This is a genomic window from Ciceribacter azotifigens (assembly GCF_048159625.1).
GTDB classification, from domain to species: Bacteria; Pseudomonadota; Alphaproteobacteria; order Rhizobiales; family Rhizobiaceae; genus Allorhizobium; species Allorhizobium azotifigens.
In genome coordinates, this window is sequence record NZ_JBLQTA010000007.1 from 174,183 (window position 1) to 187,477 (window position 13,295).

General features: G+C 61.8%; 12 protein-coding genes. 10 read left to right on the top strand and 2 right to left on the bottom strand.

The features are described from left to right. The first annotated feature begins 11 nt into the window (after positions 1-11). The gene (locus tag ACM6UT_RS12715; RefSeq protein WP_416797710.1) at positions 12-2,384 is read left to right on the top strand and encodes a transketolase; all 2,373 of its coding nucleotides are present in this window, start codon (positions 12-14) and stop codon (positions 2,382-2,384) included. A 297-nt stretch (positions 2,385-2,681) separates the two neighbouring features. On the opposite strand, the gene ACM6UT_RS12720 is transcribed toward ACM6UT_RS12715, so the two are convergent. Then, the gene (locus ACM6UT_RS12720) at positions 2,682-3,773 is read right to left on the bottom strand and encodes an ABC transporter ATP-binding protein (protein WP_416797711.1); all 1,092 of its coding nucleotides are present in this window, start codon (positions 3,771-3,773) and stop codon (positions 2,682-2,684) included. 179 nt (positions 3,774-3,952) lie between these two features. Here ACM6UT_RS12720 and ACM6UT_RS12725 point away from each other — a divergent pair, with 179 nt between their 5' ends. From ACM6UT_RS12725 to ACM6UT_RS12765, 9 genes are all read left to right on the top strand, one after another. After that, positions 3,953-4,564, top strand: coding sequence for a GntR family transcriptional regulator (locus ACM6UT_RS12725; protein ID WP_416797712.1), 612 nt, complete (start codon positions 3,953-3,955; stop codon positions 4,562-4,564). Further along, positions 4,561-5,586, top strand: a complete 1,026-nt coding sequence (locus ACM6UT_RS12730) for an alpha/beta hydrolase (RefSeq protein ID WP_416797713.1) — start codon at positions 4,561-4,563, stop codon at positions 5,584-5,586. The genes ACM6UT_RS12725 and ACM6UT_RS12730 overlap by 4 nt, the downstream gene beginning before the upstream one ends. Beyond that, positions 5,583-6,782 (top strand): ABC transporter substrate-binding protein, encoded by a 1,200-nt coding sequence (locus tag ACM6UT_RS12735; protein WP_416797714.1) that lies wholly within the window; start codon positions 5,583-5,585, stop codon positions 6,780-6,782. Before ACM6UT_RS12730 ends, ACM6UT_RS12735 begins: the two co-directional genes overlap by 4 nt. A gap of 299 nt (positions 6,783-7,081) precedes the next feature. After that, positions 7,082-8,005, top strand: a complete 924-nt coding sequence (locus ACM6UT_RS12740) for a carbohydrate ABC transporter permease (protein WP_416797715.1) — start codon at positions 7,082-7,084, stop codon at positions 8,003-8,005. Further along, on the top strand, positions 8,002-8,835 hold the full coding sequence (locus ACM6UT_RS12745; RefSeq protein WP_416797716.1) for a carbohydrate ABC transporter permease: 834 nt from the start codon (positions 8,002-8,004) through the stop codon (positions 8,833-8,835). The genes ACM6UT_RS12740 and ACM6UT_RS12745 overlap by 4 nt, the downstream gene beginning before the upstream one ends. A 24-nt stretch (positions 8,836-8,859) precedes the next feature. After that, positions 8,860-9,741: a sugar phosphate isomerase/epimerase family protein gene (locus ACM6UT_RS12750; RefSeq protein WP_416797747.1), complete on the top strand. Its 882-nt coding sequence runs from the start codon at positions 8,860-8,862 to the stop codon at positions 9,739-9,741. Next, positions 9,738-10,733 carry a Gfo/Idh/MocA family protein gene (locus tag ACM6UT_RS12755; RefSeq protein WP_416797717.1) on the top strand — a complete coding sequence of 332 codons (996 nt, stop codon included), beginning with the start codon at positions 9,738-9,740 and terminating at the stop codon, positions 10,731-10,733. Before ACM6UT_RS12750 ends, ACM6UT_RS12755 begins: the two co-directional genes overlap by 4 nt. Positions 10,734-11,337: 604 nt before the next feature. After that, entirely contained in the window at positions 11,338-11,700 is a 363-nt protein-coding gene (locus tag ACM6UT_RS12760) for a nuclear transport factor 2 family protein (protein ID WP_416797718.1), read from the top strand. A gap of 86 nt (positions 11,701-11,786) precedes the next feature. Beyond that, on the top strand, positions 11,787-12,449 hold the full coding sequence (locus tag ACM6UT_RS12765) for a hypothetical protein (RefSeq protein WP_416797748.1): 663 nt from the start codon (positions 11,787-11,789) through the stop codon (positions 12,447-12,449). Positions 12,450-12,845: 396 nt separating this feature from the next. Here the strand turns inward: ACM6UT_RS12765 and ACM6UT_RS12770 are convergent, their stop codons facing one another. Next, positions 12,846-13,271 carry a BA14K family protein gene (locus tag ACM6UT_RS12770; protein ID WP_416797719.1) on the bottom strand — a complete coding sequence of 142 codons (426 nt, stop codon included), beginning with the start codon at positions 13,269-13,271 and terminating at the stop codon, positions 12,846-12,848. Positions 13,272-13,295 lie beyond the last annotated feature (24 nt).

Genomic DNA, 13,295 nt, shown 5'->3' on the forward strand with positions numbered 1-13,295 from the left:
AAGGATCCGTTATGCAGCACGAACATCTGAAGACGATTGAGCAACGCCTTTTGTGGCTCTCACACTGGATGATCCACCACGCCAACCATGTTCGCCCCAAGGTGGACGGGATCAAAGTGGGCGGTCATCAGGCGTCATCCGCATCCCTGGTGTCGATCATGACGGCACTCTATTTCTCGGCCTTGCGCCCCGAAGACCGGGTGGCAGTCAAGCCCCACGCTTCGCCCGTCTTCCATGCAATCCAGTACCTCATGGGCAATCTCTCCCGCGATAAGATGGAGAATTTCCGGGGCTACCATGGCGTTCAGAGCTATCCGAGCCGTACTAAGGACGTCGATGATGTGGACTTTTCGACCGGATCCGTCGGCCTGGGTGCGGCGTTCACGTCCTTTGCCTCGATCGTGCAGGATTACGTTGGGTCCAAAGAATGGGGCAGAGACCTTAAGACGGGAAGAATGGTTGCTCTGGTCGGGGACGCTGAGCTCGATGAAGGCAATGTCTACGAGTGTTTACAGGAGGGCTGGAAGCAGGGACTGCGGAACACCTGGTGGATCATTGACTACAATCGACAGTCTCTCGACGGCATCGTGCATGAGGGCCTCTTCCGCCGGATAGAGGATATCTTCAACGCCTTTGGCTGGGACGTTGCTCGCCTGAAATACGGCGTTCTGCAACGGGCTGCCTTCGACGAGCCCGGCGGTTCCCGGCTGCGGGAGTGGATCGACAATTGCCCCAATCAACTCTATTCGGCCTTGACCTTCATGGGCGGGGCAGTCTGGCGCAAGCAGCTCATGGACGATCTCGGCGACCAGGGCGACGTCACAGCCCTGATCGATCGGCGTAGCGACGAGGAGCTCGCAACGCTGATGGAGAATCTCGGCGGCAACTGCGTTTCGACGATGGCCGATGCCTTCGCGGCTATCGACCATGATCGTCCGACCTGCTTCCTCGCCTATACGATCAAGGGGTGGGGCACTCCGATCGCAGGTCACAAGGACAATCACGGCGGTCTCATGACCAAGTCTCAGATGGCAGCATGGCAGGCACATATGGGAGTGCCGGAGGGCCAGGAATGGGAGAGGCTGGCGGCAGTTGCCGACCCGGCACGGCTACAGGAATTTCTCGATGCGGTTCCCTTCTTCCAGAAAGGGCGCCGGCGGTACGAGGACAGGGCGCTCGCGGTGCCAGGAATTGAGGCGGAGATCGGGGGAGAAATCTCCAGCCAGATGGCGTTCGGCAAAATCCTTGACCAACTATCGAAGGGCGACAGCGAACTTGCTTCGCGCATCGTCACGATGTCGCCGGATGTGACAGGAACCACAAATCTCGGCCCGTGGGTTAATCGGCGAAAGCTCTTTGCCAGGCAGGCGCGCCCCGACATATTCATCGACCGAAAAATTCCTTCCACCGCCAGGTGGGAATTCACCCCACGCGGTCAGCATATCGAACTCGGCATCGCCGAAATGAACCTCTTCCTCCTGCTTGGAGCCGCCGGTCTTTCTCACTCGCTCTTCGAAAAGCGGCTCCTGCCCATCGGAACCGTCTACGATCCTTTTGTCGCGCGTGGTCTCGATGCGCTGAACTATTCCTGCTACCAGGACGCCCGCTTCATGATCGTGGGGACACCGTCGGGTGTCACTCTGGCGCCGGAGGGCGGCGCCCATCAGTCGATTGGCTCTCCACTCATAGGCATGTCGCAGGACGGTCTGGCTTCCTTCGAGCCCGCCTTCGCAGATGAACTAGCGGTCATCATGTCCTGGGCGCTTGACTACATGCAGAGAAATGGTGGTACCGATCCCGACGAGCGCACCTGGCTGCGAGACGAGACAGGGGGGTCGATTTATCTGCGCCTTTCGACGAACCCGATCGAGCAACCGGCAAAGCGGCTTGACGACGATTTCCGACAGGGCGCGGTCGACGGAGCATATTGGTTGCGCAAGCCCGGCCCGAACTGTGAAGTCGTGATTGCCTATCAGGGTGTCATTGCGCCCGAGGCGATCAAGGCCGCCGGGATTATTGGAGAGAGCAGGCGGGATGTCGGCGTCCTGGCCGTTACCTCTGCAGACCGGCTGCATGCTGGCTGGACGGCCGCACAGCGGGCGCGCGCTCGAGGGGTAAGGCAGGCGCGCTGCCATGTCGAAAACCTGATGATGGACATCCCGTCGCACTGCAAGATTACAACGGTGATTGACGGCCATCCCGCGACGCTGTCATGGCTCGGCTCGGTTACAGGGCATCAGACGGTACCACTTGGTGTCGAGCATTTCGGGCAGACAGGCACAATTGCTGACCTCTACCGTCATTTCGGAATCGATGCGGCAGGCATCGTCGAAAAGGTGGCGGTTCTGACCGCTGGGCGGCCCTTGAAGGTGGCGCTTGCCTGAGCGCTGCGACCGGAGGAGAGGGTGCCGCTGGTGGTGGCAATCTGGCGTGGTTGTCTCACCCGAGGCCGCAGCGCTCACCTCACCAAGACCAACGGCGGCAATAAGCCTACTGCCGATGCGAGCATTTGGCTGCGCGGCAGTCGGGCCGGGCATCATATACCGATGCCAGCCGGACGGGGCATCCACCCCATCAGTTCAGATTGGCGTCACGCCCTTCATGTTCGACGCATATTGGTGGCCACGCTATTCTGACGGTGCTTTCGGGGCAGCGGCATCCGCCTACATCATCCGTTTCAATCAATTGATCCGCTTGCCGGACTTAGCGTCAAAGAGATGCACGACGTCCGCGGTCCCTGCGAGATGGACCGGCTGACCGACAGAGATTTCCATGTCGCGTGCAAACTCGACCGAGATCATCGCGCCGTCGGCAATCTCGACATAACCGAAGGTCTGGCTTCCGAGCCGTTCGGCCACGGCGACCTTGCCGAAGAACCAGGCCCGTTCAGGCCCGGCGACGGGTACCAGATCGCTCGGCCTCACCCCGAAGACAACATGACGGTCTCGGTTCTCCGGCGCCACGGCCGGCAGGCCAGGGATCGTGAACTCGCGGCCATCGATGAAACGGACGCGCGTGCCGCCCTCTATGGTTTCGAGCGTCGCCGCAAGCGTGTTCATGGTCGGGCTGCCGATGAAGCGGGCGACGAACAGGCTTGCGGGACGATGGTATAGGTCAAGCGGCTTGCCGATCTGTTCGACCACGCCGCCATTCATCACCACGATCCGGTCCGCCAGCGTCATCGCCTCGACCTGATCGTGGGTGACGTAGACGGTGGTGGCCTTCATCCGTCCGTGCAGCTTGGCGATCTCAAGGCGCATTTCAACGCGCAGGGCCGCGTCGAGGTTGGACAGCGGTTCGTCGAACAGGAAGGCCGATGGTTCGCGCACGATGGCGCGGCCCATGGCGACGCGCTGGCGCTGGCCACCCGAAAGCTGGGCGGGGCGACGATCGAGAAACGAACCGATCTTCAGGATGTCGGCGGCGCGGGCGACGCTGTCTTCAATCGTCCTATCGTCGGCGCCGCGCATCTTCAGGCCGAAGGCCATGTTCTCCCTGACGCTCATGTGGGGATAGAGCGCGTAATCCTGGAACACCATAGCGATGTCTCGCTCGGAGGGCGGCAGCGCGTTCACCACCTTGCCCGACATCAGAAGCTCGCCGCCGCTGATGTCCTCCAGCCCGGCGATCATGCGCAGCAGCGTTGATTTACCGCAGCCCGAAGGGCCGACCAGCACGATGAACTCCCCGCTTTCGATGTCGATGTCGACATCGTGGATCACCTGCAGCGCGCCATAGGACTTGCGGACCTGCCTCAGCGAAATTGCACCCACCCTTGTCTCCTCCCATGGCCAAAACAGGCCTTGACGTCATTTATCAATATCATTATCGATAATGGCGACGATACGTCAAGCAACTCCTCGAGCGAAACCGAATGTCGTATTTTTCACAGCGCAGCCATGGACGTGCAAGCCAGGGAAAGCCGGCGAAATCGGCGGTAGCTTTCAACGGGTTGAAGCGCGAGATCATGCTTGGCTTGCTTCCCCCGGGTGCCGCTCTGACCGAGCTTGAGCTCGCCGCGCATTTCGGCTGCAGTCAGGGCACTGTGAGAGAGGCGCTGCTGCAGTTGCAGGAGGAGGGGCTGGTTCTGCGTAACGGCCATCGCGGCACGCAAGTGTCGCAGTGCACCGAAGCCGAGGCCGTGGAAATGTTCCGCGTCCGTCAGCAGATCGAATGCAGCGGCGTGGCCCGTGTCATGGGCGCGCGGCGCATGTCGCTCGTCGCAGATCTGCGTGAGCTCCTGGCGGAGATGGTCGAGGCCGCGAAGGCCGGCGACGAGTTGGAGCTTGCTTCTCACGACCGTGACTTCCATCGCCGGATCCTGCGCGACGCCGAACTGCCGGCGCTGGATCCGATCTTGCATCGTTGCCTGATCCACAATCACCGCTTCAAGATTTCGCGCTCCTCGGCACCGCGCGATCTCGTGGCAACCGCGCGACGTCATGGCGCGATCATCGATGCGATCGCCGAAGGTGATGTCACGGCTGCGCGCGATGCATTGCGCCACCATATTGCGACAATCGTCGACTTGGGCCCGAGCGTTTTTCCGGATGCGGCGCAATGATGCCGCAACCCCGCGATTTTCCGAGTGAACTGTCCGCCGAAATGGCGGCGCTGTCGGCCCGCGTCCTTTCGGAGGATGGGCCGCAGCCGGACGCCACGCTGATGCCGTCGGCCGATGGGCGAGCCCTTGTCGAGCGCAACAATGCCCGCTGGAATCAGGATCTGCCACCCCTCGCGCTTCGCGAGACGGTTCTTGTCGAGGCCGACCCCGTGCTCGGATCCGCCCCGCGAAAGCTTGAAGTTCTGGTTCCGAGCCATGCCGGCCCCGGCGCGCTGATCTTTGTCCATGGTGGCGGTTTCTGTTTCTGTAGTCCGGCGACGCACGAGCGCTGTGCCCGGTTGCTGGCGATCGAGAGCGGACTTCCGGTCCTGATGCCCGATTACCGTTTGGCGCCGGAAGATCCGTTCCCCGCCGGCCTGCGCGATGTGATCGCGGCGCTGCGCAATGCCTTCAAGGCTACTCGTCATCTGGGTGTCGAGGCCGGTCCCTTGTTGATTTCTGGCGATTCCGCCGGCGCCAACCTGGCGCTTACGGCACTCTTGCATGAACAGGCCGCCGGCCAGCCGGACATTGCCGGGGCCTTGCTGTTTTATGGCACCTACGGCTGTGACTTCGACACCCCGTCCTATCTGAAATTTGCCGAGGGACCGGGGCTGACGCGGGCCAAGATGCAACGCTACTGGTCGGCCTATGCTGGAAATCGCGACGCCACGACGCTCGCGGCTGACGTTCTGGCTTCGCCACTCTCGGCATCGGACGAGGGGCTGTCCCGGCTGCCACCGCTTTACCTGATGGCGGCCGGCATCGATCCGCTGCTGTCGGACACGCTACGATTGGAGGCACGGCTGAGCGCGCTCGGCCGCCCGGAGACGACCACGATCCATCCGGGCGTGGTGCATGGATTTCTGCAACACAGCATCGACCTCGAGGCGGCGCGGGAGGCGCTCAGGCTCGCAGGCGGGCAAGCAAGACGGATGGCTGCCAAAGCGTGGTCCAACCATTTGAGGAGGAGGAAAGCATGAACTACGTGAAGACATTGACCATGGGCGTGGCCCTTGGCGCTATGCTGGCCGCTGGGGCCGCTCAGGCCGATACCGTGCGTTTCTGGTATCACTTCGACAATCCGGAAAACCCGATGGCGGACCTGGTCAAGAAGTTCGAGGCGGCCAATCCGGACATCAAGATTGAAGCCGAAAACGTTCCATGGAACAGCTATTACGACCAGCTCTATACATCGCTGGTGGGCGGCAATGCGCCGGACGCAGCCATGGTGAAACTGTTTGCCCAGCCGCGCCTGGCCGAAATGGGCGCGCTGGAGCCAATCGGCGAGCGCATCGATGCCTGGCCCGGCAAGGCGGACCTGCTCGATAATCTGCTGGAGCTCAACAAGGGCGCTGACGGCAATCAGTACTATCTGCCGATCCAGTATGTCGTGCTGTATCTCTACTATCGCGCCGACCTGTTCGAGCAGGCGGGGTTGAAGCCGCCGGCCACCTGCGATGAGTTTCGCGAAGCCGCGATCAAGCTGACCAAGGCGCCGGAGACCTACGGTTTCGGTCTTCGTGGCGGCAAGGGCGGCTGGGACCAGTGGGGCGCCTTCGTTCTCTCCCAGGGCGCCGAACTGAAGCCCGGCGGGCTGACGAGCGACAAGGCGGTCGCCGCCAACCAGTGGCTGATCGACCTGTTCCAGAAGGACAAGGTCATTCCGCCGTCCGCCCCCAATGACGGTTTCCAGGAAATTACCGGTGCCTTCAAGAGCGGTAAGACGGCGATGACGATCCACCATATCGGCTCGTCCAACGACATGGTGAAAGCGCTCGGCGATAAGGTTTCGGCGGTGCCGGTGCCGGAATGCGGGGGCGGTCGCTGGACCTCCTACGGCGACGAGTCGCTGGCGATCTTCTCGTCATCGCAGGCGAAGGACTCCGCCTGGAAATGGATCTCCTTCCTCGCCGAGGGCGAAAACAACGTGGCGTTCAACAAGGCGACCGGCCAGATGACGGTGACCCAGAGCGGCGCGGCTGACTGGAAGCTGCATGAACGCCGCTTCGTCGACGCGACCGTCAACTCGCTGCCTTTTGCCCATGTGCTGCCGCAGAACACCGCGACGTCGGAATTCGTCAATACCGCTTGGCAGACCAGCATGCAGCAGGCACTGACCGGTCAGATCACCTCCAGGCAGATGATGGAGCAACTGGAAGGTCTGTTCGCGCAGTAAGGCGAACCTCCTGGGGCGCCATAGCGGCGCTCCTTGCCCTCTCGCCGTCTCCTAATTCCGGGGAAGGGGCAGGCAATTGGCGCACTCTGCTGCCCAAGCTTTGCTGGACGGCGGAAATGCCCCAACGGGGGAAAGCGGCGGGGTAGGGGACGGCACTTGGCGGAGTGTTGTCCCCTTTATCCGCGCCACCGCGTGTCCGGCGTTGCGCAACGCGTGGCCCACTCCCGCCACTCAAGACCATACCCGCGCGGTTTTACCGGGCGGCCTGTCCCACCAGCCGAAAGGCGAGGATCAAGATCATGTCGACCGTCGTTTCCCCCCATCAGTCTCGCGTCGTCATCGCGCCCGCGCTGTCGACCCGGCTGATGCCCTATGCGCTGCTCGCGCCGGCCTTCCTGGTCACCCTGTTCATCGTCTTTTTCCCGATGGCGCAGGCGGTCTATACCAGTTTCTTCGACCTGATCCTGTGGAAGCCCAACGCTTCCAAGTTCGTCGGCTTCGGTAACTACATCAAGCTGTTCCAGGATCCCGTGTTCTGGACGGCGCTCGGTCACACCGCCATCTGGATTGGCCTCACCGTACCCTTGCAGATGGGCCTCGGGCTTGTCGCGGCGCTGCTGCTGAACCGTGAATTTCCCTGGCGTGGCCTGGCGCGGGCGCTGATGATCATCCCCTGGGCCTTGCCAAGCGTGGTCATCGCGCTGATGTGGCGCTGGATCTATGACCCCAATACCGGTGTGCTGAACGACATCCTGCTGCATCTGTCAATCATCCAGACGGCCGTGCCGTGGCTGGCCGATCCGGATCTGGCGCTCTACGCCATCATCGCCACGCTCACTTGGCAGGGCTTTCCGTTCTTCGCCGTGATGATCCTCGCCGGCCTGCAGGGCATTCCGAAAAGCCAGTACGAGGCGGCCTCGATCGACGGCGCCACGGCGTGGCGGCAGTTCCGCCACATCACGCTGCCCGGCATCGCGCCGGTGCTTGCGACCGCCGGATTGCTGCGCGTCATCTGGGTGGCCAATTCCATGGACGTGATCTTCGTCATGACCGGCGGCGGCCCCGGCTATGCAACCCATACGCTGCCGCTCTATGCCTTTGTCCGCGCCCGGCAAAACCTCGATTTCGGCTATGGCACCGCCGTTGCCGTCACCTTCACCCTGCTGCTCGGCGCCGTCGTCGCCGTCTATCTGATGCGCACCATGCGGGAGGTCGAACGATGAACAAGCCCTCCACGCTCCGGCGCATCCTGACCACAGACCTGCCGGTGGCGCTCATCGTGCTGTTTGCCATGGCACCGTTCGTCTGGATCATCCTGACGTCGCTGACACCGACGGCCATCCTGAATGCCACCGGCGTCTCGCTCTCGCCCACCGGATGGAGCCTCGACAACTATTCGAGACTGTTCCGCCAGACCAGCTTCCTCGGCAACATGCTGGACAGCCTGATCATCGCCGGCGGCACCGTGGTTGTCGGGCTCGCGGTCTCGGTCACCGCCGCCTATTCCTTCTCGCGCTTCCGCTTTCCCGGTCGCAAGCTGATCATGCTGCAGTTCCTGCTGATCAACATGTTCCCGATCGTGCTGTTGATCCTGCCGCTGTTCATGCTGATGCGAACGGCCGGCATTCTTGACACGCATTTCGGCCTGATCCTCGCCAATGCAACGGTCGCCATACCCTTCGCTGTGTGGATGCTGACCAGCTATATCGGCGCCATCCCCAAAAGCCTGGACGAGGCGGCGATGATCGACGGTTGCTCGCGGCTCACCGCCCTGCGCCGGGTCGTGCTGCCGCTCACCATGCCGGGCATCATCTCGACCGGCATCTACATCTTTATCACCGCCTGGAACGAATATCTCTATGCGCTGACGCTTGGCGGGCGAAACGTTCGTCCCGTCACCGTCGCGATCCAGACGTTGATCGGCGAATACCAGATCGAATGGGGCCTGCTGTCGGCGGGCGCCGTGGCCGGCGCCATGCCCGCCACCCTCCTGTTTCTCATTGTCCAGCGTCGCCTGATTGGCGGTCTTACCCAAGGGGCCGTCAAGGGCTGAGTTCTCAGAAATAAAGGAATGACCATGAACCCCGTCGGGTTGATTTCAATGCAATATGCAAGGCCCTTCACGGCCGAGCATTTCCATCTCTTTTCCCGCATGCGCGCGCTCGGCTACGATTTCGTCGAGCTGCTGGTGCCCGAGCCCGGCGAACTGGATCTCGCCGACACCCGCAAGGCGCTGGAAGATGCCGGCCTCGGCATCGTCCTCGCCGCCCGCGTCAATCTGGAACGCAACCTCTCCTCGGAGGACCAGACCGCCTATCGCGGCGGGGTAGACTACCTGAAATATGCCGTCGATACCGCCGCAGCACTCGGAGCTGCCATCGTCGGCGGGCCGCTGACCGGCAATCCGCTGGTGTTTGCAGGCCGCGCGCCGAAGCCGGTCGAGGAAAGCGAGCGTCATGCCCGCAAGGCACGCTGCGTGGCGGGGCTGCGCGAAGCCGGTGACCATGCGGCCAAGATCGGTGTCACCCTTGCGGTGGAACCGCTTAACCGCTTCGAAAGCGATGTGCTGTGCACGACGCAGCAGGCGATGGAGCTGCTCGACGCCGTCTCCCATCCAGCCGTGAAAATGATGCTCGACACCTTTCACATGCACATGGAGGAGGCCGACATCGCCGAGGCGATCTTGCTGGCCAGCGATTGGCTGGTGCATTTCCAGGCCAATGAGAACCATCGCGGCTTTCCCGGCACCGGCGCCACCGACTGGGTCGCTGTGTTCCGGGCGCTGCATCAGATCGGCTACAAGGGGCCGGTCTCGCTTGAGCCTTTCCGCCGCAACGACGACCGTTTCGGCGTTCCCTTCGCCCAGTGGCGCCCGCCGCACGAGGACGAAAGCGAACGGCTGGCGGCTAGCGCAGACTTCATCAAATCTCACATCATGTTGACGGAATTTCGCAGATGACACTGAAAATTGGCTGGATCGGTTGCGGCGTGCACGCAACCCAGATGCTTCTTCCCCAGGTGGTGCGCCACGATGTGCAGCTTGCCGCGCTCTGCGATATCGACGGTGCGCGGCTCGCGGCCGCCGGACGGCAGTTCGGCGTGTCGAAACTGACCAGCGATGCCGCCGAACTGATCGCGACCCCCGGCCTCGACGCCATCGGCATGGCCGTTGGCCCCGACCAGCACTTGATGTTCGGCAAGGCAGCGCTGGAACGCGGCCTGCCGGTCTTCATGGAAAAGCCGCCATCCGGCAGCGCTGCCGGCGCCCGCGAACTGCTGGCGGCTTCGGAGAAGGCGAAGAAGCCGCTGCTGGTCGGCTTCATGAAGCGCTATTCCGCCGGCAACAAGATCGCCGCCAATATCGTCAAGTCCGGCCGCTTCGGTCCGGTTCTCGGTCTTACCGGCTATTACATGACGGCGCCCGGCTATTTCGTCGGCAATGTCGACTATACCGGCTTCTTCCTGCATCACTGCGTGCACTACATGGACCTCGTTTCCTTCCTCGTCTCGCCGGTGAAAAAGCTCACCGCGCGCAAGGTGGAGAAAGAGCCGGGCAAGGTCCTCTTCCACATCAGCCTCGATTTCGACTGCGGAGCCATCGGCACCATCGCCATGGGCACGATCCAGTCGCGTGGCGCGCCGGTGGAGCGCATCGAACTGATGGGCGACCACCAGCGCATCGAGGTCGACAATGTCATCGACGTTCGGTGGAATCGCAATCCGCCCTTCAAGATCGAGGATCCGCAGGCGATCCTGATCGAGGGAACGGATAGCCTCACCTGGAAGCCGAACTTCACCGCCGCCGCCAACGAGGACCCGAAGGGCTACCATTCCCTGCTTCAGGACGTCATCCCGGCGCTGGGCGGCGCATCCACCCCGGCGCCGACGATCGCCGACGGGGTGGTGGCGATGGAGCGGCTGGAAACCTTGCGGCGCGAACTGGTTCTCTAGTGGAGAGCGGGAGCTCAGCAAGCTCGATTGATCATCTTGCCGAGATGTCCTGCGCACGCGTGGAACCTCTCGGTCGGTGCGTTTCAGGCAGTGGAGCGAGGGGCGGCGCAGGGATACCTCGCCATGTCCGAGAGTGTCGATGGATCTCGCATCGATGCGGGGACTGAAGCTCCCGATCCCATCTATTGTTGTGCCGAACATAAGCCTTGGCGATGCTGAAGGCCGTTGGTCCAGCCGGCAGGCGTAACCTTGCCCGGCCTTTTGGCGGAAAACCAGAATTCTTTGTCATTTCCAACAGTGTCGCTGACCGATAACGTGTATTCGAACAAGCACGCAAGAGAGCATCGATATGAAAGCGCTGATCGCCGGAGGCGGCATCGGAGCGCGTCAATCTCTTCGAATGCTGGCGCGGTCAGCGTGCGCTCGATGTCTGGCGCAAGGTGGCAAAAGGAGCGTTGCGGGGGAAACCCAAGGAGATCGCGGTGAACCTCTATCGCACCGGTAGGGCGGAAACGCCCTTCTGAAAACGGGAAGCTGCCGGCCCGTCGACCGATGGGCAGCCGTTTTACAGGCAATCACTCGAACACTCTCGATGAGGTCGGGAATGAACACCACCAGCAAGATCACCCGTGAAATTGTCGAATGCTTTCATACCGCATTCGAGGAGCATCGCCCCAATGATCTCGACGACCTGATCGGCGAGGGGTGCGTGCTTGAAAACACCGCGCCGGCCCCGGACGGTGCTCGATATGAGGGGCGGGAGGCGTGCCTTGAGTTCTGGCGGGGAATCGCGTCCTCGAAGAATCTCGTCTTTGACGCTGAAGAGATCTGGGTGAGCGAGGACCGCGGAATTATCCGCTGGAAACTCCGGTGGGGCAACGACGCGACGGACTGGGTTCGGGGCGTGAACATCATGCGTGTCCGGGACGGGAAGATCGTTGAAGGCATGGGTTATGTGAAGGGATAGGTGATGCCCGTCGCTCCGCGCCCCATGCTTCACTCCTGTGTGTCTGCTCCCGGCCGACTACCGTCGTGCCTGCGGGATCGTGTCGTATGAGCAGATTTGGCCAGCACAATTCCAAAGGCCTGCGTCAGTTTCTCGGTTCCGATCAGCAACGCCGCTGGACCGCGGGCGAGATTGATCTGGAGGATACCGACGAGCGCTTTGAGTCCATCGAACAGAGGTTCAAATACGCCGAGCGGTTTCAGAAGCTGCTCCGTCGACCGCAGGCGCAACAGGTCCTGGAGCTCCTCAAGCTTTATGGCCGGGGGTGCATTCCGATTCCGCGACGGACGGAACGACACTACTGGTCGGTTTCCTGCCTACCGTCGACCTCCGACAAGCCGCTCGTCCGGGTCAATGCGAGCTGGATGGAGCTGTTCACGATCTATGCGGACGGCGAAGGCGTTCGCGCACGGTTCATCGTGCATCTTTCGGATTTCACCAAGGGCTCCTCACTGCTGCAGGATCGCGTGGACGAGACCTTTCTCGGGCAATGCGCAGAAAGGCCAGAGGACGTTAGTTGGTTCTTCCCGCGCGGCGACGACATCTTCGGTATCAATGTCCGGGGCATTTCCTCGATCCGCAGATTTCTCGCGAACCCTCGCGCGATGCGAGGCATTCGGAAATTCAACCTGACCCATCTGAACCGGGGCCGAAACGCCTACCAGAAGAGCCATTGCTACAGCCTGGCGGATTGTTTTCTGGACCCGTGACAGGTTTCGATATGCGCACCACCCCTCACGTTGCGTGTGTCGTCGCCGGTTCCAGCACCGCGCGCCGTCGGTGTGCGGCGAACTTCGTAGACCCTCACCCATGTTCCATCGAGTCCGGCTCCCGGCATCCAGCCGTCTCTGGTGACGCGGATGCGGAAGCGTTCATGGGCGGTTGTTCATTGCGTGTGCAGTTTGATGTCGAGAGATGTATCGAGATAATCGTTTGATGTTCTATTCGACATCACCTGAGGGGAGCATATTGAGTTACACGCCGCGCGCTTGGCCTGCCGAACGGTTTGGCATCAGCTGTCTGGTGTGTTGCATAATGCGGATGTCAGTCGGCGATACCGCGATGTGAGCGCGTCGTTAGGCCTTCGTGCGATAATGCCGATTATCCTAGTTATAGGGCGACCAGCACTGTTCGCGCGGGCCATCAAAGGGCTGATAGCTGTTGTCGTATGCACGGTAGGTTCGATAGCGGTCGAAGCACCATTCAATGTGAGCTGCGGAAAGGCGGCGAATCGGAGGGGCAGGATGGGCAAGGCCTCGGCCGACTATCACGCCAGTGGCGAAGGCCGCGGGCGGAAACCAGTATCCCCGGTAAAAGCGATAACCAGGACGTGCGACGACCACGCCACGATATCCGTTGTAGTAGTAGGCGCCGCCGATGACATAGAAGCCGTGCCGGTACGCGACCTCTTGCAAAGAGGTGTCATTCCCGACCATCACCGCTGGCCGGAGAAGCGAATTTGCCGACCCCGGAACGGCCTGGGCAAAGAGTAGAAGCACCGCAGTGCCGAGTGAAGCTATTGCTTTATTCATTGCCGTTCATGTCCTGTGGTTGAG

Excerpts from the sequence above, each read along its gene's own strand:
- ACM6UT_RS12715 (WP_416797710.1), top strand. The coding sequence starts at position 12 with ATGCAGCACGAACATCTGAAGACGATTGAGCAACGCCTTTTGTGGCTC.
- ACM6UT_RS12730 (WP_416797713.1), top strand. The coding sequence starts at position 4,561 with ATGATGCCGCAACCCCGCGATTTTCCGAGTGAACTGTCCGCCGAAATG.
- ACM6UT_RS12735 (WP_416797714.1), top strand. The coding sequence starts at position 5,583 with ATGAACTACGTGAAGACATTGACCATGGGCGTGGCCCTTGGCGCTATG.
- ACM6UT_RS12740 (WP_416797715.1), top strand. The coding sequence starts at position 7,082 with ATGTCGACCGTCGTTTCCCCCCATCAGTCTCGCGTCGTCATCGCGCCC.
- ACM6UT_RS12745 (WP_416797716.1), top strand. The coding sequence starts at position 8,002 with ATGAACAAGCCCTCCACGCTCCGGCGCATCCTGACCACAGACCTGCCG.
- ACM6UT_RS12750 (WP_416797747.1), top strand. The coding sequence starts at position 8,860 with ATGAACCCCGTCGGGTTGATTTCAATGCAATATGCAAGGCCCTTCACG.
- ACM6UT_RS12755 (WP_416797717.1), top strand. The coding sequence starts at position 9,738 with ATGACACTGAAAATTGGCTGGATCGGTTGCGGCGTGCACGCAACCCAG.
- ACM6UT_RS12760 (WP_416797718.1), top strand. The coding sequence starts at position 11,338 with ATGAACACCACCAGCAAGATCACCCGTGAAATTGTCGAATGCTTTCAT.
- ACM6UT_RS12765 (WP_416797748.1), top strand. The coding sequence starts at position 11,787 with ATGAGCAGATTTGGCCAGCACAATTCCAAAGGCCTGCGTCAGTTTCTC.
- ACM6UT_RS12770 (WP_416797719.1), bottom strand. The coding sequence starts at position 13,271 with ATGAATAAAGCAATAGCTTCACTCGGCACTGCGGTGCTTCTACTCTTT.